The sequence below is a fragment of the Cohnella rhizosphaerae genome (assembly GCF_029525575.1).
Lineage (GTDB): Bacteria > Bacillota > Bacilli > Paenibacillales > Paenibacillaceae > Cohnella > Cohnella rhizosphaerae.
Map to the genome: position 1 here is coordinate 1138421 of NZ_JAPDIA010000003.1, position 20837 is coordinate 1159257.

At 57.6% G+C, this 20837-nt stretch carries 11 protein-coding genes and 5 pseudogenes; 13 read left to right on the forward strand and 3 right to left on the reverse strand.

What is annotated here, in order from left to right:
• Positions 1-4: 4 nt before the first annotated feature.
• Both OMP40_RS10895 and OMP40_RS10900 read left to right on the forward strand, forming a co-directional pair.
• Positions 5-541, forward strand: a pseudogene (locus tag OMP40_RS10895) (IucA/IucC family protein); the annotation flags it as partial.
• 70 nt (positions 542-611) lie between these two features.
• Positions 612-1823, forward strand: a complete 1212-nt coding sequence (locus OMP40_RS10900; RefSeq protein WP_277531265.1) for an IucA/IucC family protein — start codon at positions 612-614, stop codon at positions 1821-1823.
• 109 nt (positions 1824-1932) lie between these two features.
• Here OMP40_RS10900 and OMP40_RS10905 read toward each other — a convergent pair whose 3' ends face one another.
• The 3 genes and pseudogenes from OMP40_RS10905 to OMP40_RS10915 all read right to left on the reverse strand — a co-directional run bounded on the left by OMP40_RS10905 (position 1933) and on the right by OMP40_RS10915 (position 6653).
• Complete coding sequence (locus OMP40_RS10905) at positions 1933-3573, reverse strand: sensor domain-containing protein (RefSeq protein ID WP_277533107.1); 1641 nt, start codon at positions 3571-3573, stop codon at positions 1933-1935.
• Positions 3455-4348 carry an MHYT domain-containing protein gene (locus OMP40_RS10910; RefSeq protein ID WP_277531266.1) on the reverse strand — a complete coding sequence of 298 codons (894 nt, stop codon included), beginning with the start codon at positions 4346-4348 and terminating at the stop codon, positions 3455-3457. The genes OMP40_RS10905 and OMP40_RS10910 overlap by 119 nt, the downstream gene beginning before the upstream one ends.
• A 1470-nt stretch (positions 4349-5818) precedes the next feature.
• Positions 5819-6653 (reverse strand): annotated as a pseudogene (locus OMP40_RS10915) (RluA family pseudouridine synthase).
• Positions 6654-7362: 709 nt separating this feature from the next.
• Here OMP40_RS10915 and OMP40_RS10920 point away from each other — a divergent pair.
• From OMP40_RS10920 to OMP40_RS10970, 11 genes and pseudogenes are all read left to right on the forward strand, one after another.
• Positions 7363-8088 (forward strand): hypothetical protein, encoded by a 726-nt coding sequence (locus OMP40_RS10920; protein WP_277531267.1) that lies wholly within the window; start codon positions 7363-7365, stop codon positions 8086-8088.
• Between the two features lie 17 nt (positions 8089-8105).
• Positions 8106-9141, forward strand: a pseudogene (locus OMP40_RS40015) (ATP-binding cassette domain-containing protein); the annotation flags it as partial.
• Positions 9142-9486: 345 nt separating this feature from the next.
• Positions 9487-10390: pseudogene (locus tag OMP40_RS10930) on the forward strand (ABC transporter ATP-binding protein).
• The gene (locus OMP40_RS10935; RefSeq protein WP_277531268.1) at positions 10383-11666 is read left to right on the forward strand and encodes an ABC transporter permease; all 1284 of its coding nucleotides are present in this window, start codon (positions 10383-10385) and stop codon (positions 11664-11666) included. Before OMP40_RS10930 ends, OMP40_RS10935 begins: the two are co-directional and overlap by 8 nt.
• An 11-nt stretch (positions 11667-11677) precedes the next feature.
• Positions 11678-11896 carry a hypothetical protein gene (locus tag OMP40_RS10940; RefSeq protein WP_277531270.1) on the forward strand — a complete coding sequence of 73 codons (219 nt, stop codon included), beginning with the start codon at positions 11678-11680 and terminating at the stop codon, positions 11894-11896.
• Positions 11897-11944: 48 nt separating this feature from the next.
• Complete coding sequence (locus tag OMP40_RS10945) at positions 11945-15064, forward strand: apiosidase-like domain-containing protein (protein WP_277531272.1); 3120 nt, start codon at positions 11945-11947, stop codon at positions 15062-15064.
• Between the two features lie 193 nt (positions 15065-15257).
• Positions 15258-16778, forward strand: a pseudogene (locus tag OMP40_RS10950) (apiosidase-like domain-containing protein); the annotation flags it as partial.
• 52 nt (positions 16779-16830) lie between these two features.
• Entirely contained in the window at positions 16831-17562 is a 732-nt protein-coding gene (locus tag OMP40_RS10955) for a LamG domain-containing protein (RefSeq protein WP_277531273.1), read from the forward strand.
• A 286-nt stretch (positions 17563-17848) separates the two neighbouring features.
• On the forward strand, positions 17849-18991 hold the full coding sequence (locus OMP40_RS10960) for a sensor histidine kinase (RefSeq protein ID WP_277531275.1): 1143 nt from the start codon (positions 17849-17851) through the stop codon (positions 18989-18991).
• Positions 18894-19460: a sensor histidine kinase gene (locus OMP40_RS10965; protein WP_420871920.1), complete on the forward strand. Its 567-nt coding sequence runs from the start codon at positions 18894-18896 to the stop codon at positions 19458-19460. The genes OMP40_RS10960 and OMP40_RS10965 overlap by 98 nt, the downstream gene beginning before the upstream one ends.
• Complete coding sequence (locus OMP40_RS10970) at positions 19457-20833, forward strand: response regulator (RefSeq protein WP_277531279.1); 1377 nt, start codon at positions 19457-19459, stop codon at positions 20831-20833. The genes OMP40_RS10965 and OMP40_RS10970 overlap by 4 nt, the downstream gene beginning before the upstream one ends.
• Positions 20834-20837 lie beyond the last annotated feature (4 nt).

Genomic DNA, 20837 nt, shown 5'->3' on the forward strand with positions numbered 1-20837 from the left:
AACGATGAACCGATCGTTGACTGGCGCGGGAACGGACGCCGCCGTTCGGCAGATTACGCAAGATCTGATCGATGCGCTGATCGCGGAGCGGCTGCTGCCGGTCGATGCGGGCACGCTCCGTCCGCCGGCGGACGCGCCCGAGCTGGCTGGGCTGTATCCCGCGGCGATCGATGCGCTCGCCTATGCCGGGGACGTCTGCCTGCTCGTGCGGCCCAGCCGCAGGCAGGGGTATCAATGGGCTGCGGGGACGGCGATCTATCGCCGGACGGAAGCCGGCTGGGCCGAGCTTCGATCGCCGTCCGAGCTGTGCCGGATCGCGCTGCAACGGGATGCGCACGCCTATCCGGGACTGGCGGACCTGCTGCAGTCGCTCGATACGGCGGTCTGGCAGCTCGCGCTGAGCTTGTCGTCGCAGGGAGACGGCGGGTACCCTGCTCCGCGTTCCGACGGCGAATGGTACGCCAAGGGCGAGCGGATCGCATCGCTGCGCGACAGGCCGTTCCACCCGGCTGCGAAGGCCAAGATCGGCTACGCGCCTCGCGACTATGAGCGGTACATGGCAGAGTTCGGCCTCCCGGTCGCGCTCCACTGGGCGGCGATCGACAGCCGCTATGTCGTCGCAGGCTCCCCGGACGGCGGGACCGACGCACTCGACGCGCTTGGCGCCGCCGCGCGTGCCGCCGTTGAGGGGGGAATTGTCGCTTCGGGGCTTGTCGCGCCCCGAATATACGGTGATCCCCGTGCATCCGTGGCAGCTGGAGAACAGGATTCGTCCCGGCTTCGGGCGCGAGATCGCCGAGGGCACGATCGTCATTCTGGATACGCAGGCGGGCGCGTTCACGGCGACCTCCTCGGTGCGTACGATGATGTCGGCGGACGCGCCTGGCTTGATGCTGAAGCTGCCGATCAGCGTCGCCTCGCTGGGCGCGGCTCGGTACCTGCCGGTCGTGAAGCTGATGAACGGGCTCGCGGGCGAGCGGATGTTCCGGCAGGCGCTTGCCTGCGACGAGACGCTGGCGGACAAGGTCCATTTGTGCGAGGAGAAGCGGTGGTGGGGCTATATGCCGCCGACGATGGGGCTGTTCGACGAGCATCCCCGGCATCTGGCCGCACAGCTTCGCGCCTTCCCGCCGGAGGCGCTGCGGGCGGGAAGCCGGATTGTTCCGATGTCCGCCCTGGGCGTCCTGCCGCAAGGCAAGCATTTTCTGTCGGAGCTGCTAGGTGCGGATGTGACGGAAGCGGAGGCGATCCGTTTTTACGCGCAGACCGCGGCTTTGTTTCTGGAGGTGGCTCTGCGTCTGTTCAAGATCGGTATCGTGCCCGAGATGCACGGTCAGAATTGCTGTCTGGTGCTGAGGAACGGCGTGCCATCGTCCCTGCTGTTCAGGGACCACGATTCGGTGCGGCTGCATCAGCCGTATCTGGACCGTCACGGCATCGGCGATCCCGGCTACCGGATTCGTCCGGGGTATGGCAACAGTCTGTACAACGAGACGCCGGAAAAGCTGATGTTCTATATCCAGTCGCTTGGCGTGCAGGTCAATCTGGCATCGATCATGGAGTCCCTTGCGGAGGCTTACGGCATCCCTGTCGACGCGCTGTGGGACATCACGGAGACGCTGATGAAGGATGCGCTCCGCCAGGCGGATCTCCCTGCACCGGACAAAGAGCGGCTCTCGCGCCTGCTGTTCGATGCCGAGACTTGGCCGACGAAGCTCGTCATTCGTCCCCTGCTGGAGACGGACGGGGTGCCGGGCGCGATGCCGTCCGGCAAGGGCGACGGGCACAATCCTTTTTTATCGCCCGCCGACAGGAAGCGCTAAAGAGTAAGAGCTCAGGATAGCGTTCGATAAGCTCGGCAGATAAAAACAAGCCGCACGGCGGACCGACTTCGTTCGGTGGCCGTGCGGCTGTTTGACGATGGCTTGGCGATTAAGAGGCGGACTTGCGAATGATGAATTCTTCTACATCGAAGGCTTTGAGCGGCTTGCTGATATAGTAGCCCTGCATCTCGTCGCAGCCCTGCTGCGCGAGAAATTCGGATTGGGACGCCGTCTCTACGCCTTCGGCGACGACTTGCAGGTTCAGGTTGTGCGCGAGCGAGATGATCGTCGCCACGATGGACCGGTCCTTCGTCTCCGAATGCATCTGACGGACGAACGACTGGTCGATCTTGAGCCGGTCGACGGGGAAGCTCTTGAGATAGCTCAGCGAGCTGTAGCCCGTGCCGAAGTCGTCGATCGAGATGGAGACGCCGAGCGTCTTGAGCTGACGGAGCGTCTCGATCGAGCGGCTCACGTCCATCGTCATCGATTCGGTGATCTCGAGGTCCAGAAGCTCGGGCGGCATGCCCGTCTCGCGTACGACGCGCTCCACCGATTCGGCGAAGTCGGGGCTGACGAACTGCCGGCTGGACAGATTGACCGACATGCGCAAGGGCCCGACCTCCGTTTGGCTCCAGCGCCGCGCGAGCGTACATGCGGTGCGAAGCGCCCACTCGCCGATCGCCACGATCATGCCGGTCTCTTCGGCGAGCGGGATGAACTCGGCGGGGGAGATGAGCCCTTTGCTGCTATGCTGCCAGCGAATGAGCGCCTCCACGCCGACGACCTTGCCCGACGCGAGCTCGACCTGCGGCTGATAGACGAGGAAAAACTCGCCGCGGTCGAGCGCTTTGCGCAGCTCGTTCTCCAGTTGGACGCGTTCGAAAAGGGAGTCGTTCATCGACAAATCGTAGAAGTTGTAAGTGTTTTTTCCGTTTTCCTTGGCCGAGTACATCGCGGTGTCCGCATTCTTCATGAGCGAGACGAGCGAATCGCCGTCCTCGGGGAACAACGCGATGCCGATGCTGGCGGTGATATGAACGTCCTTGCCCCGCAGCGAGAACGGAATGTCCAGCTCCCGGTTGATGCGGGCCGCGATCGCCTGCGCTTCTTCGCGCGTGACGCCGCCCGTCAGCAGCACGGAAAATTCGTCTCCGCCCAGTCGGGCGACGATCCCCGCATGCTTGACCGCCTCGCTCAACCGGTCGGCGACGGAGCGAAGCAGCAGGTCCCCGACGTCGTGTCCCTGCGAATCGTTGACGAGCTTGAAGCGGTCGATGTCGAGAAAAAGGACGGCGGCGGATTGCCCGTCCTGCTGCTGATCCGAGATCGCCTTGACGAGCTGCTGCTCGAACAGCCGCCTGTTCGGCAGACCCGTCAGTTCATCGTGATGCGCCATATGGTTCATTTGCCATTCGGCCTGCTTGCGCTCGGTAATGTCCCGGACGATCGTGTACACGCCGACGACCTGACCTTCGACGAGGACGGGGACGTTCGTATTGTTGACTTCCAGCCTCCTGCCGCCGCGGTGGATGAGCGCGCAGTCGAAGTTGCGGGACTGCCCCGATATCGTGTGCCGAAAGTTAACGGAGACCGTATGCTGATACTCGGGGGAGATCATGTCGCTCAGCTTAAGCCTGGAGAGATCTTCCCACTCGTAGCCTGTCAAGCGGAAGGCGGCCAGGTTGGCATCCAGCAGCTTGCCTTCGAGACTGTACGAGAAGACGGCGTCCTGGCTGTGCCTGAACAGCGATTCGATCCGCATGTCGCGCTCGAGCTGGCGGCGCATCTGCGCCTTCCAGAATCGCTCCATGAATAGGGCGGCGAACGCGATTCCGATGACGAACAGCGTAGCGAATCCCAGTAAAAAAAGATATTGTCGCGGAAGAGCTGCTCTGTATGGCTACGGGAACATCCTCGGGGGACTTCCAGGATGTCAGCGCCAGTCCGATATGGATCGCCGCGGTATAGGCCGTGCCTAGCAGCACGCCCGCGACAGCCTTGCGCCGCGGACCGCGCGACGACTGAAGCTTGTGGGCGATCCATAGGATCACGACAAACATAAGAGCGACGCCTAGCGCGAACAAGACGATCGTCGGGGCGTCGAAACGCGGGGCCAGGCTGCATCTCATCGTCCTAAGGCCGGCAAAGGGCATCGCGGCCGCGCAGATACCCGCTATGCCGCCGCGTGCGAGCAACGCCCGCTTGCGAAGCTTGGACCGGCTGAACGCCCGTAGGATCAGCGCAGCGGACGCCGCCGCGATCGCCAGCGTCAGCAGGACCGTGGAGTAATCGTAGTCGATGCCGGTCGACCATTTATAAGCGTTGATCTCGTAGAAACAGACGGCCCAAATACCCGCCCCCATAACCGCCGTCCCGCAAGCCAGCCAAGCGAGGCGGGAGCGTCCGGTTGAGGCCGCGGCATATTGAATCGCCATGCTGAGTCCCGTATAAGAAGCGATGGACGCGATCAAGCAGGATAAAACGACCATGGTCGCATTGTAGGAGCTCTGAAGTTCGATCAACGTGACCATCCTAACTTTGGCAATGATTGACATGAATCGACATAACCTGATTTTACCGGGTTAACAGCGTATTGAATAGGCCTATTTATTCATAAAGGTAGGAAAGTAAGTAATGTTCGGCGGAAAAGAAGTCGGTGACGCGCGTTGAGGCGCAGAGCGGGGGGCAGGGGGGGGCCGCCGCGCGAGCGTCGGGCGTGCTTGGAAGCAAGCGCCGGAATGGTGCTGTCGCAATGCGCGCGAGGCGCTGCGCAGCTGTGGCGTGCTCGTAAGCACCGAAATGTTCCTGGCGAGGACTTCTTTCGCTTAGAAGTCCGCGTGCGAGCGTGGATTGTTCCCCGTTGAGACTTCTTCGGCATGAGGAGAAGCGACGGGGCATGATTTGTTCCTGGCGAAGAATTCTTTTACCTAGAAGTCTGCGTGCGAGCGTGGATTGTTCCCCGTTGGGACTTCTTCGGCATGAGGAGATGCGACGGGGTACCGGTTGTTCCTGGCGAGGACTTCTTTCGCTTAGAAGTCCGCGTGCGAGCGTGGATTGTTCCCCGTTGAGACTTCTTCGGCATGAGGAGAAGCGACGGGGCATGATTTGTTCCTGGCGAAGAATTCTTTTACCTAGAAGTCTGCGTGCGAGCGTGGATTGTTCCCCGTTGAGACTTCTTCGGCATGAGGAGATGCGACGGGGCATGATTTGTTCCTGGCGAAGACTTCTTTCGCTTAGAAGTCTGCGTGCAAGCGTGGATTGTTCCCCGTTGAGACTTCTTCAGCATGAGGAGCTGCGAAGGGGTACCGTTTGTTTGTGGTGAAGACTTCTTCTGCCTAGTACAGCACGGCGTAAATCATCAATCGATTAAAAGTGCAGAATTTTCACCTCAAACAGGCTCTTCGGCCTCGCGGACCGGTCTAAATGGTGCTGTAAAGGAAAAAAGTTACTCTCCAGCCTCGCGAACCGGTCCAAATTGTGCTATAGGGGCGAAAAGTTACTCTACAACCTCGCGAACCGGTCCTAAAGGTGCTGTAAAGCAAAAAGTTACTCTACAGCCTCGCGAACCGGTCTAAATGGCGCTGTAAAGGCAAAAAGTTACTCTGCAGCCTCGCGAACCGGTCTAAATGGCGCTGTAAAGGCAAAAAAGTTACTCTGCAGCTTCTCAAGCCGGTCCAGCAGGTGCTTCATCCCCAAACTTCTTACTTTAATAGATCGATGATTTAAGCATGCGTGTACTAGTAGTCTGCGTGCAAGCGCGGTTTGTTCCCCGTTGGGACTTCTTCGGCATGGGGAGCGGCGACGTGGCGGAAATGGTGATACCGAGACGCGAGCGAGTCGCCGCTTGGTCGGCTGACGCAAACCGCGAGATCCCCGTAAGCCTGACGTCGGTTACGAGCTGTCCTCGGCCATGGCTATGCAATGCCTATGGCCATTGACCATAACGCAAACAGGACGAATCAGAAACGGGCTCTGCTTCGTCCTGTTTGCGTTTAATCTTTAAGCGCGTTAACGAACGCCTTCGGAATATCCGTCTCAAAGCGCAAGCGCTCGCCGGTCGAAGGATGGATGAAGGCGAGCACTCTCGCGTGCAATCCGAGGCGGCCGAGCACCTTGGAGCGCGCCCCGTATTTCTTATCGCCGACGACCGGGTGGCCGATGTCCTGCATGTGGACGCGAATTTGGTTTTTGCGGCCGGTCTCGAGCCTGACCTCGAGCAGCGAGAGCTGCGACTTGGCCTCGAGCGTTCTGTAATGCGTTACCGCATGCTGGCCGTCGTTCGGGTACGGGCTGGAATACATTTTAAGCGTCTTGCTCTCCTTGAGCCAGGAGGAGACCGTCCCTTCGGCGCGCGCGACGCGGCCTTCGACCAACGCCACGTAGATCCGCTCGGTGACGGCTTCCTGCCAATTGTTCTGGAGCGCCTGCTGAATCTCTTCGCGCTTCGCGAACATCATGACGCCCGAGGTGTCCCGGTCGAGCCGGTGTACGACGAAGATGCGGCTGCGGGGGATCCGTCCGCCGCACATGATCGGTGAGCTGCCGATAGGCGGTCAGCTCGGTCTCCTGCGGCGAAGCGATCGAGAGCAGGCCCGCCTCCTTCGCGACGACGATCAGGTCGTCGTCCTCGTACAGGATGGACAAACCGATCAGCGGCGGGACCTCTTCGACGCGTTCCCGGCTGACGGAGACGGTGGCGCCGGGCGCAAGCGGATGGTTGTAGGCGGTGACGGTCGCGCCGTCGACGGACACTTGGCCGCGGGCGAGGATCGCCTTGACGGCGTTGCGTCCCTGGCCGCTCAGCTTCGCGAGCAAGAAGGGCAGCAGCTCGCTCTGTTCCTCGACCGCGAAGCTGCGCGTGCCGCCGCCGGCTTGGCGCTTCGGTGCGCCCGGCCGTCCGGCGGGCGCACCCGATTTGCCGTCGCCGCGCCCCTGCTGTGCCGGACGCGCCGCTTCGGCGCCGCGTCTGCCGCTGCCGCGCGTCTGCCCGGCATGGCGGGCGCCGCCGTCCCGGTCCGCGCGCCCCCGCTGCGGCCGTTCGCCGCTTCGCTCGCGGCCCGTCTGCCCCGCCTGGCGGCTTCCCCCGCGATTCGCCTGACCTTGGCCCGCCATCCGGCCGGCTCTCCCGCGATTCGCTTATCCGCGGACCGCCCTGCCGCCCACTCCTGCTCCCGCTCGCCGCGTCGCTCCCCGCTCGCGAACCGCTCCCGTTGCCTTGCCCGCGGCTCGCGCCGCTCCCCCGCACGCGGCCCGCCGGCTTCTCCGCGTCCGCCTCGTTCGTTTTTCCCGTTCATGTCTCGATTCCCTCCGGTCGTCGCGCCAGTGCGCATCTGCTTCGCGCCGGGCGTGGTGTCTTTATTCTAATAGATTCGGCCCGTTGCAACAAATCCGCATGCCCGCCAACGGCATCGAATTCGTAAATCCGAATTCCAAATTCCAAATTCTAAATTCCAAATTCAGGATTGACATCGTCCTCAGGAAGTGATTATACTGTGTATAAGGATATACACACAGTATGGGTGACGGAGGCGAGCAGATGTCTGGGTGGCGCGCGACGAAGGCGCTGGCGGCATTCGAGTTCAAGCGAGATCGGCTGGGACTTGTATTGACGGCTGCGTTCGCCCTGTACGTAGGCACGATCATCAGCGCGCTGATCGACGATCGATTCGGCGACGGCGATGTGTCGCGTTATTTGAGCGGCATGGCGGATTGGCTGTACACGTTCACGATTCCGGCGTTCGGCTGCGCGATGAACCGCACGATGTTCGCTTATTGGCGAGGGGATGTCTTCACCAAGCGGCTGTCGCACTGGCGGACGATGCCGATTCCCCTGGAGCGGATGGCGAGCGCCCGCATGCTGCTGGCGGCGGTCGCGATGGCTGCGATCGGCACGATTTTTTTCGTCAGCCAGTATCTGCTGGCGCCTGCGCTTCGCGATCGGGTCTCTCCGGGCGAGTGGGCGGGGACGGCGGTGGTCTGGCTTTGCTACGGACTGATCGTGAACGCGCTCATTCTTTACCTGGAGATGGGGTTCAGCGGGAAAACCTACGTCAAGGCATACATGTCGATCTGTCTGCTGCTCGGGCTGATCGCGCTCGCGGCGGCCTGGCGGCGGATCAGCCTGGTCGGCGAGGTGACGGCGGCGGTCGGTCAAGCGCCCGTGCTGCTGCCGGTCGGGGCGGGGATCCTTGCCATCGCCGTGCTGTACGGGATGCGGCGGGCGATCGTGAAGCGGATGGCGCGCAGAAGCTATACCTTTTAACCAAGCAGCGGGAGGAAATGAGGCGAGGCGGTTTGTGGATACCCGTTCATATCGATGAGAATCGGCCCGAGCCGCTCTACCATCAGGTAGAGGTCCAGCTTCGCGGACTTATCCTCAGCGGACAGCTGGCGGAGGGCACGCTGCTCCCGTCCATCCGCGAGTTCGCGGCGGATCTCAGGTGCAGCGCCATCACGGTGCGAAGAGTGTATCAGGATCTGGAGAACGAAGGGCTGCTGCGCACGCGGCAGGGGACGGGGACGTTCGTCGCGGGCATCGACCAGTCGGCGCGTGACGAATTCAGGCTCGGCCGCGTCGTCGAGGCGTTCGAGCGAGCGGTGGAGACGGGGCTGCAGCTGCAGTGCAGCCGCGAGGAGATGGAGCGAATCTGGCTGGAAGCCTACGCGCGCAAAAAAGGCGGAGGCCGACGGGGAAAAGGGGGAGCAGCGATGAATCGCGGAACGCAAGGCTTGCCGCATGCGGAGACGGACAGCGCCGCCGTCGCGCTAAAGGGCGCTGCCGTCCGGCAAGACGGCTTCGCGCTCGGACCGCTCGATCTGACTTTGCCGGCGGGCATGGTGACCGCTATCGTCGGGCCGAACGGCTCCGGCAAGAGCACCCTGCTGCGCATGCTGCTCCGGCTGACGCCATGCGAAGGGGGAGGCGGCGGTGCTCGGCCAGCGGCTGGCGCCGGACAGCGACATGCGATTGCGGGAACGGATCGGCTTCGTATCGGAGCTGCCGCATGCCTACGAGAACCATCTGACCGCCGACGAGAAGGCGCGCTTCGCTTCGCTTTGGTACCCCGGCTGGAGCTGGGACCGATACGAGCGGCTTATGCGCAGCTTTGACGCCGACCGGACCAAAAAGCTCGGCAAGCTGTCCAAGGGGATGCGGCGCAAGGCGGAGCTTGCGGTCGCGCTGGCGCACGATCCGGAGCTGCTGCTCCTGGACGAACCGTCGTCGGGCCTCGACCCTTCGGCGTGGAAGACCATGCTGGACGAACTTACGCGATACATGGACCTGGGCGACCGTACATTGATTTTTGCGACGCATATCACGGAGGAAGTGCGCCGGCTCGCGGACTACGTACTGTTCATGCATCGCGGCCGCTGCCTCGGACTGTACGAGAAAGACCGGCTGTTCGAGGCGTGGCGGGTGCTGGCGGTGCAAGGAGAGACGGGTACGTCGGGCAGGGAGGACGCGGCCCGGTTGCTGAAGCAGGCGCCGGGCGTCCAGGGGGCGCAGGAGGCCGGACCCGGCATCTGCCGGATCGAGACGGACGCGCCCGAAGAGACGGAGGCGTACTGCGTCTCGGCCGGATACCGGATCCTGTCTTCGCAGCGAATGGAATTGGAAGAGATCATGGCTTGTCTAGTACGGAAGGGGGGACGCGGGAAGATGAATCCGCTCGTAATCGAAAAGGTGTTCAAGCAATACGGGGACAAAACCGCCGTCAACGGACTCAGCTTCGAAGTGGCGCAAGGGGAAATCTACGGTCTGCTCGGCGCGAACGGCGCGGGCAAGACGACGACGATGCGCATGGTGCTCGGACTCATTCTCCCGGACGGAGGCAGCATCCGCTACCGCGGGAAGCCTTACAGCACCGAACAGCTCTCGATGCTGGGCTACCTGCCGGAAGAGCGGGGGGATGTATCCGAAGATCAAGGTCAGCGACCAGATCCTGTATCTGGCCCAACTGCGCGGCATGTCGCGCAAAGACGCGGACGCGAATCTGAAGCGGTGGCTCGAGCGGTTCCAGGTGCCGGAGTATTACAACAAGAAGGTCGAGGAGCTCTCCAAGGGCAACCAGCAGAAAATCCAGTTTATCGCCGCGGTCATTCACAAGCCGAGCATCCTCATCATGGACGAGGCGTTCAGCGGACTCGATCCGGTCAACGTCGAGCTGCTGAAGTCGACGGTCAAGGAGCTGCGCGACGACGGCGCCAGCATCGTCTTCTCGACGCACCGGATGGAGCATGTCGAGGAGCTGTGCCGCAACATCACGATCATGCACAGGTCCAATCCCGTGCTGCAGGGACCGATCCGCGAGATCAAGAGCCGTTTTCCCAAGGAAAAGGTGGTCGTCGGCGCAGAGCGGGACATTCCCGGGCTGGACCGTATTCCGGGCGTCGTCTCCGCGACCCGTACCGAGCGGGGCTACGATCTGCGCATCTCCCGCAAGGAAGCCGCCCAGGACATTCTCAAGCACGCGATGGCGCAAGGCCCGGTCGAACGCTTCGAGCTGCTGGAGCCGACGCTGAACGAAATCTTCATTAAAACGGTAGGTGAGAGCCATGAATAGCATGCGGACGGTCATTGCCTTCACGATGCAGAACAAGCTTCGCAGCAAGTCCTTCATCATCACGACGATTATTCTCGGCGTGCTCCTCGTCGTTGGCGCGAACGTGCCGTACTTCATCGACAAGATGACGGGGCCGGGCACGGCGGCCAAGGTAGGCTATGTCGCAAGCGAGCAAGGCGAGATCATTAAGGGGCTGGAACAGCAATTCGGCCTGGCGGAAGAGAAACAGGTCGAGCTCGTGCCCGTCGAAGCCTCCGGCGCGGAAGCCGACAAGACGGCCGCGCTCCAGCAAGCGATCGACGACGGCAAGATCAAAGGCTATCTTACTTTTACCGAAAATCCCGAGATCGGCTTCCCCGACGTCGTCTATCATTCCAAAAAGATGCTGGACAGCGGCACCTCGAGCGCCCTGCAATCCGGTCTGCAGACCGTAAAAACACAGCAGGCGGTACGCGACGCGAACCTGACCGACGAGCAGTTCGCCAAGCTGCTGGCGCCGGTCAAGCTCGACACCGTCCAGATCTCGGACGGCGCCGCGGGCGGCAAGACCGAAGCGGAGCAGGGGACGGCCATCGGCCTGACCTACGCCATCCTGATCCTGCTGTTCATGTCCGTCATGATCACGGGCCAGCTGATCGCCACCGAGATCACGGCGGAGAAAAGCTCGCGCGTCATGGAGATCATCGTCACGAGCGTAGCGCCGCTCAAGCAAATGTTCGGCAAGGTCATCGGCACCTTCCTCGTCGGCCTGCTCCAGCTCGTCGTGCTCGTCGGCGCGGCGCTCGTCAATCTGACGCTGCCGCACAACAAGGGCGCGCTCGAGAAGTTCGGCATCGACCTCTCCAGCATCGAGCCGAAGATGATCATCTTCGCGATCGTCATGTACCTGCTCGGCTACTTCCTGTACGCCATGCTGTTCGCCGCCATCGGCTCGCTCGTGAGCCGCACGGAGGACCTCAGCCAGACGTCCATGCCGGTCACGATGCTGTCGCTCGCGGGCTTCTACATCGCGATCTACGGCTTGACGAATCCGGAGAGCACGTTCATCACCGTATGCTCGTTTATCCCGTTCTTCTCGCCGTTTATCCTGTTCCTGCGCATCGGCCTCGCAGACCCGGCCTGGTGGGAGATCGCCCTGTCGGTCGGCATCCTGATCGTGTCCGTACTGGCCATCGGCTGGCTCGCCGCCAAGATCTACCGCATCGGCGTGCTGATGTACGGCAAGAAGCCTTCGTTCAAGGAAGTGTTCAAGGCGATGAAGGCGTACAAGGTGTAGGACGGGGGGATTTGCCGATCATTAAAAGTCTTGATTGCCAAGCTTATTGGTATATCAAGGCTTTTTTTATTTTGCAAAAGAGAAAGGAAACAACCAAAAGCCTGCCAAACGCCTTGGTGCAGCAGCAAACAAGATTAGAAAATTATAGAACAGGTAATGTAAATTGCACACATGTAAACGAAGAGTTAGTTCAATTAAGATACTTTTTGAAAGCGCTTAATTATCAGTGAAGAAGATCATCTATTCTAAAGTAATCTTGAGGAGGACGAGATCCGTAAATGAAAAGCCGCGTTATGCTCTTGATGACTTCGATGGTCCTATTTATTTCGCTTGCAGCAGGCCAGTTGTCGATTTCAGTTCCGCGAGCGCATGCCGCCTATGCTGCCGAATTGTGGAAAGCGGTAGACATCACCTTGCATAGCTCGAAAAGCTACGCCAACCCTTATCTGGACGTAGATATCAGCGCCACGTTTACCGGACCCGGCGGCGTTAGCTTAACGATTCCGGGTTTTTGGGATGGGGGGGATACGTGGAAAATCCGTTTTGCGCCTACCGTTATAGGCACTTGGACCTTTACGACTACGGCGTCAGATCAGACGGATACGGGATTGCACGGACAAACCGGAACGGTAGTGAGCCAACCTTATTCAGGCGCTTTGAACATCTATAAACATGGATTCTTAAAACCTGACTCTTCGAATCGATACCTGACCTATAACGATGGAACGCCTTTCTATTGGTTGGCGGACACCCATTGGATGGGACTTTCTTTTCGGGAAAGATGGTCCGCTTCGAATGATTCGAGATGGTCGTCGCAATATAAGGGAATGGTGGATCAACGGGTTAAACAAGGATATTCGGTCTATCAGATGAACTTTTTCGCTTTTGAGCAGGGCGATGTGAGTGCAAGCGGGACCTACAATGAGGGCGGTCATGTCTGGAATTACAATCGGTACGATGCGAACGCATCGAGTTTTATTTCTTCGAGCAGCCTATACGACAGCTACGTGGCCCATCCCTCCAAAGCGCTGGACAATCGGGAAGGGACGATGTGGAAGGCCGCCACGAACGTTTATCCCCAATGGTTTTCTATCGATCTTAAATCCAATACGACGCTTAGTAAAATCGACACTTTATTCGGAGCGAACGACACGTGGCGGTACAAAATCGAAGGTTCTGCCGATAATGTCGCTTACACGACGCTGGTTGACCGCACGGCAGGCGTTTCCGGAGACCGCTTCTCCGATCCCGTAACGGCGACGGCCAGATACGTCAGGATTTCGATCACCGGAGCAGCCGGAGGCAGCGTTCCGTCCATTCGGGAATTTAAGGTATACAGCGGGGCGAATTCTCTATTGAATTGGAACGGATTCGCTTCGGACTTGAACCCCGGTTTCTGGCAAAACTGCGATCTTCGCATTCAATATGCCGTTGAAAACGGACTAGTCGCAGCGTTGGGCATCGACTGGGGAAGGCTGCTGGACAGCGGCAACGAAGATGATTACAAAAGAATGGCCAAGTATATCGTGGCCAGGTACGGCGCTTATCCAACGGTATGGACAGGCGGAGGGGAGTATGGTCAGGGGAGCGCGGCCAGCTGGAAAAACGTACTCGATTACACCTACGCTATAGACGCATATAAACGGGCCAATACGCTTCACAACGATTACACGAATACGATTGCATTTCGCAATGACGATGCTTATCATATCGATTTTCTGCAAGGAGGGCATGGTACTTTACTGGATAAAAGTTACTGGTTGAATCATTACAATGCGACGCCGACCAAAGTTGTCATTGAAGCCGAGGCCAATTATGAGAACATTAACGGTATACCTTCTTCTTATACGAGGGAAACAGCCTGGAATGCGAATATGGCAGGAAGTGCAGGGTTCTCCTATGGCGCTGAAGGATTATGGCAAGCAACCTGGGACAGCAATGACACTTGGCAAGTGTGGGGAGGTGTCCCGACTCCCTGGTACAATGCCATCGATAAGCCGGCCGGAGAACAAATGCGTTATATGAAAGACTTCTTCGAGGCTGCGAATTGGTGGTCGTTAAAACCCGATGCTTCCGTTATTTCCTGGATCGGAGCTCCCTCGGGAACGCAAAGGCCGGCTGCCAAAACAAACGTCGATCGAACAACGATCGTGGCGTATTTGCCTTCAACGACAACGCCCTATAGCGGTACGCTGAATGGCTTGAATGCTTCGGAAACCTATATGGCAAGCTGGTTTAATCCGCGTACCGGAAATTATTCGACGATAAACGCAGGATTTTCTCCGAACGCATCCGGGCAATGGAGCATTCCCGCCCAACCTTCTACGGAAGATTGGACATTATGGGTTACCAAAATCACGAATTCGGCGAATCCTCCCAAAATGAGCATCGGCGGAGGGACCTACGATTCCATGCAGGGCGTAGCGATCGCTTCAACCACTACCGGCGCAACGATTCATTACACGACCGACGGAACGACGCCGACGACGGCGAGTCCGGTATACACCGGTCCTTTGCTGGTTACATCGCCTTATCCAGAGACCATTGTCCTGAAAGCCATTGCCGTAAAGAGCGGGATGGCGAGCAGTCCGCAATCCATTGCGTACTACAAACTCTTGACTCCGAATTTGGCGCTTCATCGAACCTACAGCAGTTCCTCGCAATACGATGCCACTCAAACTGCCGCAAAGGCGTTCGATGGTTCCGCTTCGAACTGGCAGGCGGCATCGGGGCAATATGCGAATGAATGGCTACAAGTCGATTTCGGCGGCAATACAACCTTTAATACCGCCGTGATTAGCGAATATGGCCAGCGTACGACGGGCTTCCAGGTTCAATACTGGAACGGCACGGGGTGGACCGCGGCTTATACGGGAACGACCATCGGCGATTATGGCTCGCCGCTCACGGTTACATTCCCAACCGTAACTGCGAGTAAGGCGCGACTATTTTTTACGGGCGGTACAGGCTTTCAACCGATTATCTACGAGTTTGAACTCCTGAATCGAAATCATGCCCTATATAAACCAACATCCAATTACGGCAGTTCTTCACAGTACGATGCCGGTCAAACCGCCGATCAGGCGTTTGACGGGTTGCTCGCGACCAACTGGCAAGCCGGCAATCAATTGTTCTCCGGGCAATGGCTATCGGTTGATTTCGGACAACCGGTAACTTTCGGCAAAGCGGTAATCACGGAATACGGTAATCGCACGACAGGCTACAGAATCGAATACTGGAACGGTTCTTCATGGGCCACGGCATACACGGGAACGACGATCGGCGACGCGAATACGCCAAGGACCGTAAACTTCCCTGCTGTCACCGGAAGCAAAGCGCGACTCTACTTTACTTCCGGAACGATGCAGCCTGTAATCTACGAATTCGCAATCTATTGATATAGGGGAGGACGCGTACGAATGAATCGAAAATGGAGACTGTCAGCCAGATTGATGGTTTGTTTGCTTGTGCTTGGACTGTGGGCCGGATCGAACGCCCCTGAGGGATCCGCAAACCTCGCCGCTCCCATCGTCAAAGTCGAGCAGTGGAAGGTCGCGGAAATTACATTGACCAGTAAAAAAAGATTATTCAGATCCGTTCAAGGACGTCCAAATTTCGGCGACGTTCTTCGGTCCGGGTCAAACGATCATTACGCGGCCCGGCTATTGGGATGGCGGACACACGTGGAAAATCCGGTTCGCGCCGACCAAACCGGGGATGTGGAGCTATCGGGTCACCGCTTCCGATCCGTCCGATACAGGGCTTCACAATCAAGCCGGCCAGGTTTTGAGTCAGAAGTACAAAGGCGACCTGGATATTTACAAGCACGGATTTCTGAAGGTAAGCGACAATGGCAGGCACTTGAGCTATGCGGACGGAACGCCGTTCTTTTACTTGGGAGATACGCATTGGATCCTGCCGCATGAGCGATTTTCCACGTCCAATGCGCCCGGCGTCGCTTCGCAGTTCAAGTACATGGTCGACAAACGAAAGGAACAAGGATTCACCGTATATCAATCGGAGCCGATCTGGCAGCCGCATGGCGGAACGCATACCGGAGCGGACGAAGAGAAAACGGCGAATCTAAGCGACGGCTTTACGGCAGACGATCTGGAAGGGTTCCGCAATCTGGATCGGAAGTTCAAATATATCGCCGACAGCGGACTCGTACACGCGAATGCGCAAGCGACATGGGCGCTCGACCCGTCGCAGTATCCGATCTATACCGAAGACTACATGGCCCGAATCGCGAAATATTGGGTGGCCCGCTTCGGCGCTTATCCGGTGATCTGGACGATCGCGCAAGAGATCGACAAAAATATGTACGGGAACTACAGCGAAGAAACGATGGGCAAGTGGTTTGCCGTGGGGCAGAGCCTGGCCGACAACGACGCGTACAAACATCCGATCCTGCCGCATATGGAAAGTACGAATTCGACGCTTCCGGCGAGCTCCAGTTGGTCGGGCAAACCGTATCATGACGGCTGGGCGGTTCAATGGCAGGGCAATCTCTCCGGCATGCGGGTAGCCAAATCCTTTTGGAATGCTTCTCCATCCAAACCGGCCGTGTTGTACGAGAGCGGTTACGACCAATTTTGGACCGACAGTAGAGGAGCGCTTGGCGCGGCATACAAAGCGTTTCAGTATGGGATGTACGGATACGGGTATGGGGCAGCGGGCGTGTGGAACGATATTTATTCGAAAGAGGGAGAACCGGACGACTTCGGAACGGCTTCCGAGATGCCTGGCCGGTACTACTGGTGGTTTGACGGCGCGAATTTGCAAACGGGAGATCAATTGACCGATTTCAAAAGATTTTATACCGCGCTGAAATGGTGGGCGCTCGTCCCTCGATTTAACGACGGAGCCTGGGCTTCCTTTAAGGACACGAGCCGATCGCTGCTGTCATCGGACGGCAACGACACCTATGTCGTCTTTTTTTACAACAACGATGCAGCCACCGGGACATTGAAGAAAATGGACAACGCCGCAACCTATCATGCTTACTGGTTCGACCCGCGTCAAGGGGTGTACTACAGCATTCCGGAGACGGTCAAAGCTAAAACTTCCAGCTGGTGCATTCCCGCCAAGCCGAACGACGAGGATTGGGTGCTGCTGCTCGAGAAGCAAAAGAAAGGGAAGCCAGCCCCTAAGAATAAGAAAAATGCCGTTCTCGATCCGGCGATTCAGCAAAAGATCGCCGACGCCTTGCAGGCGGAATCGCGTTGCTTCGTTCAGACCGGCCAGGAGGGGGGAACTGCCCGTGCCGGTATCGACATGGACATTCGACGAAAAGACGGGGAATACGTCCGTGGAATCTTCCGGATCCGGTTCGCCGGCCCAGTTGAAGAACGGAGCGGAGATCATACCCGGCGGCGTTGCCGGCAACGCGCTCTCGCTGGATGGCGTAGACGATTATGCGGAAATCGACAGCGCGGCATTAAATGGCAAGGAGCAATTTACCATCTCCCTATGGGTGAACATGACGAGGCTCCCGCAGCTCAATTATTCCTTGATCGGCAAGGAAGGCGGAGATACGGACAATGCGTTCAGATTGACGATACTGCCAAGCGGAGCGGGACATTTCGTTATGCGTACGCCGGAATCGAACTGGTACAGTACGGTTGCGGCATTCGATTGGCCCTTGCAGCCCAATCGATGGCATCAGGTCGCCATGACTTATGACGGGAAAAATGCCCGTGTATACGTGGACGGCGAGGAAGAGGGCATGAGCGGAGAGATAAGAGGAGGACTGATGACCGTAGCGAACCCGATTCGTCTCGGCTATCAATCTGCCACGAATATCGAATATGCGCAAGCCGATATGGACGAATTGCGATTATATGACCGGGCGCTGACGGGCGACCAAGTGGCTAAGCTATTCTCGCTGCGATAAGAGGGCGAAGCCCGAAATGAAGATGGAGCTCCTTCCGTACATACCGGAAAGGAGCTCTTGTCTTTGTCAAATAGAGAATGGATAAAGCAAAAACAACGCATTGACGGTTGCCGCGGCCTTCTGGGAGGATAAAGAGGATACAAACATTCGAATACGGTCGATGACAAGGAGAGGTTCATCCGTGAGAGTCGTTCGGTTCATTCGATCGAAATTGCATTACAAAATGATGCTAATCTATTCTCTCTTAACGCTGGTACCGTTAATCATTGTAAGCGCAACCTTCTACGTGACATCGAAAAGAATTATTGAAAATAACGTCGACCAGTCTTTCAAGCAAACGATGTCCGAGACCTCGGATAAAATCGACGGGGTTTTTAAAGCATTCGCAAGGGAGGCTTCCGGCATCGGCGACAATCGGTTCGTCAACGTTCTCTTTCGCAACGCTTCGGCGCCGGACAAGTATCCGCTGGCGCCATCCGAACGAGCGGCGTTGGAGGAAAGGGTAGAAGAAATGCTGCATATCGAGCTGGACGACATGGGCAAGAACATTGGCGATCTCGCCGACTCCATTCATCTCTTCGACGTTCATGGTAAACATTATTACGCCGGCGCCGACCCCGACATTCAATATTACGATGCGATCGTCATCATGCCGTTCGAGAAGCAAGGCGTTCCGGAATGGGCCTTTTTCGTCGATCATCGACGGCTGATCTGCAATTTGCAGCTTGTCGATCCGGAAATGGGGACGGTTCTGGGCAATCTGGTCGTCCTGCTGGATCCGATCAAAATGACTTCGCTATACGACTCCTACGACACGGGTTCTTTTTTCATTACGAACGCAAGCAATGTCGTGTTGTCCTCCGACCGTCAGCGTTCGATCGGAGAGCTCCTTCCCTCGCCGGCGACGGGCGATACGATAACGACGCAAAGAGAATCGAAATGGACGGGCTTTAAGTATGTAAGCCGCATTCCCGTTTCCGAAGCGAGCGCCGGAATCCGAAGGCTGGCCGTCTTCTCGGTCGCGGTCGCGCTTGCGTCCTGGATCGCGGTCATCGTCATTACCTATTACGTGCTGCGAAAAATTACCAGCCCCTTGGCGACATTAAGCAAACTCATGCGCAAAGCGCAGAAAGAAAACTACCAGTTAATCGAAAACTTCGGGTCCCACGACGAGATCGCGCAGCTCTGTCATAGCTTTAATCGGATGATTCTGGAAACCAAGGAATTGATCCAGAAGGTCTATAAAGCGGAGCTTGAGCAGAAGGAGGCCCAATTGGCGGCGATCCGAACTTATTTCAACCCCCCATTTTTTGCACAACACGCTGGAATACGTGAGCATTCTGGCCAAATCCAAAGAAAATATCGAACGAATCCCTTATGTGGTAAAAAGCTTGTCCAGCATCATTCGTTTTTCGATTTCGCCGGGTGAAGCTTTCGTTTCTCTGGACGTCGAGATGAAATTCGCGAAAACGTATATGCAAATCCATCAATATCGTTTCGAGGACCGATTCGAATACAGTATCGACTTGCCCGAACACTTGAAACGGCTCAAGGTTCCGAAGCTTATTCTTCAACCGATCATCGAAAATGCGTTCATTCACGGAATCGATCATATTCGCGGGATCGGCCGAATCGATATCAGAGCCTATGAGCGCCAGTTTAATCTTGCGATCGAGATCGAGGACAACGGCGGTTCGGCGCAAACGCATCCCCGCGTTTCCAAAGGGATGGGATCCGGCTTGAAAGGAATCGAATCGCGGATTAAGCTGCATTTCGGCGATCGTTATGGCATTGAGAAGCGGCAAGGCGAACAGGGGATGATCGTAACGCTGCTTTTGCCGATCCTATTGAACGAGTCAACGGATTTTTCATCGGAAAAGGGGGACCCAGCGCCATGAAGCTATTTATCGTAGACGATGAAAAAGCCGTCAGAGATTATATCGTCTCCCTCCCGGCCTGGCATCGTCTTGGCTGCAAGATCGTCGGACAAGCGGCCGACGGCTGGGAAGCCTACGAGACGTTAAGCAGAACGAATGCCGACGCGCCGGATGTATTGATAACCGACATTCGAATGCCTTACATGGACGGCATCGAGTTGACCAGACAAGTCCTTGAAGACTTCCCCGATATGAAAGTGATCTTTCTGACCGCGCATGGCGAATTCGAATATGCCAAACAGGCCGTCAAGCTGGGCGCCGTAGACTTTATTACGAAACCGTTCAACGAAGACGAGCTCGTGGAACGCGTGAAGTGGATCAGAGATCATCGGTTGAATCGTCGGAGACCGGAATGGGTTCAGCAGGAAGAATGGATCCGGACGCTGTTGTCCCCCGCGACGCCGGACAGGGAAAAGACCGGTATGCTTGGAGAACTCGAAACGATGAATCAATCGGCCGTTTTCCTCTCCGTCGAAATCGACAATGCGGGTATTCTGGCCGATACGGGAAAACCGTTTTCGAACCTTGCGATACGCGAATTCATCGCCGACGTCATGACCTTGTACCCGCATCCTTACTGGTCGTCCCTGTCGCAAAGCGGCGTTTATTTGGTTTTGTTCATGCCCCCGGCCGTTCCGAAGGAACAATCGGCGCACGAAGCGATGGAGGTTGCCCGGCACATGCTGGATGCGATCCAGGGGTCGTTCGGTTACAGCGTTTCGATCGGCCTCAGCGATCTATTGCCCTCCGCGGCAGCGCTTCGGAAGGGGCTTGAACAAGCCCAAAGCTGCTTGGATTACCGGATGCTGATCGGACGGAATTCAATCGTTGCGTACTCCGCCTTGCTCTCGATGCGGGAACAGAAACGGGAGCAATCCGAGATGAACCGTTCCGAACTGACCGATCTGCTGCGCAAAGGAGAGGAAGCGCCAATCTCCGATTATTTAAGAAGCCTGAACAGGACGTTCATGTTGGAGGGAATAAGCAAGACGCGCATTCAGGAGGCCTGTATGGAAATGGTGGAGACGGCGGGCCAAGCCCTGCATTCCTTCGGCATTCAACCAAGCCCGGAGGAGACGATCGCCGTTCGCAAAAGCGTTCTGTCCTTTACGATTCTTTCGGATTTGATGATGTATATGGAGCAATTTCTGAAGAAAACCGCAACGCTCCTAAGTTCTGCCAGACAAAGCGCTTCTGCCCATTATATCGATACCGCCATGAAGTTCATTGAAAGCCGCTATATGGAGGACATCACGCTGCAAATGCTGGCGGACGAGCTTTTCGTTAATTATTCGTATTTAAGCAGGCTCATTAAAAAAAGAAACGGGCCGTAATTTC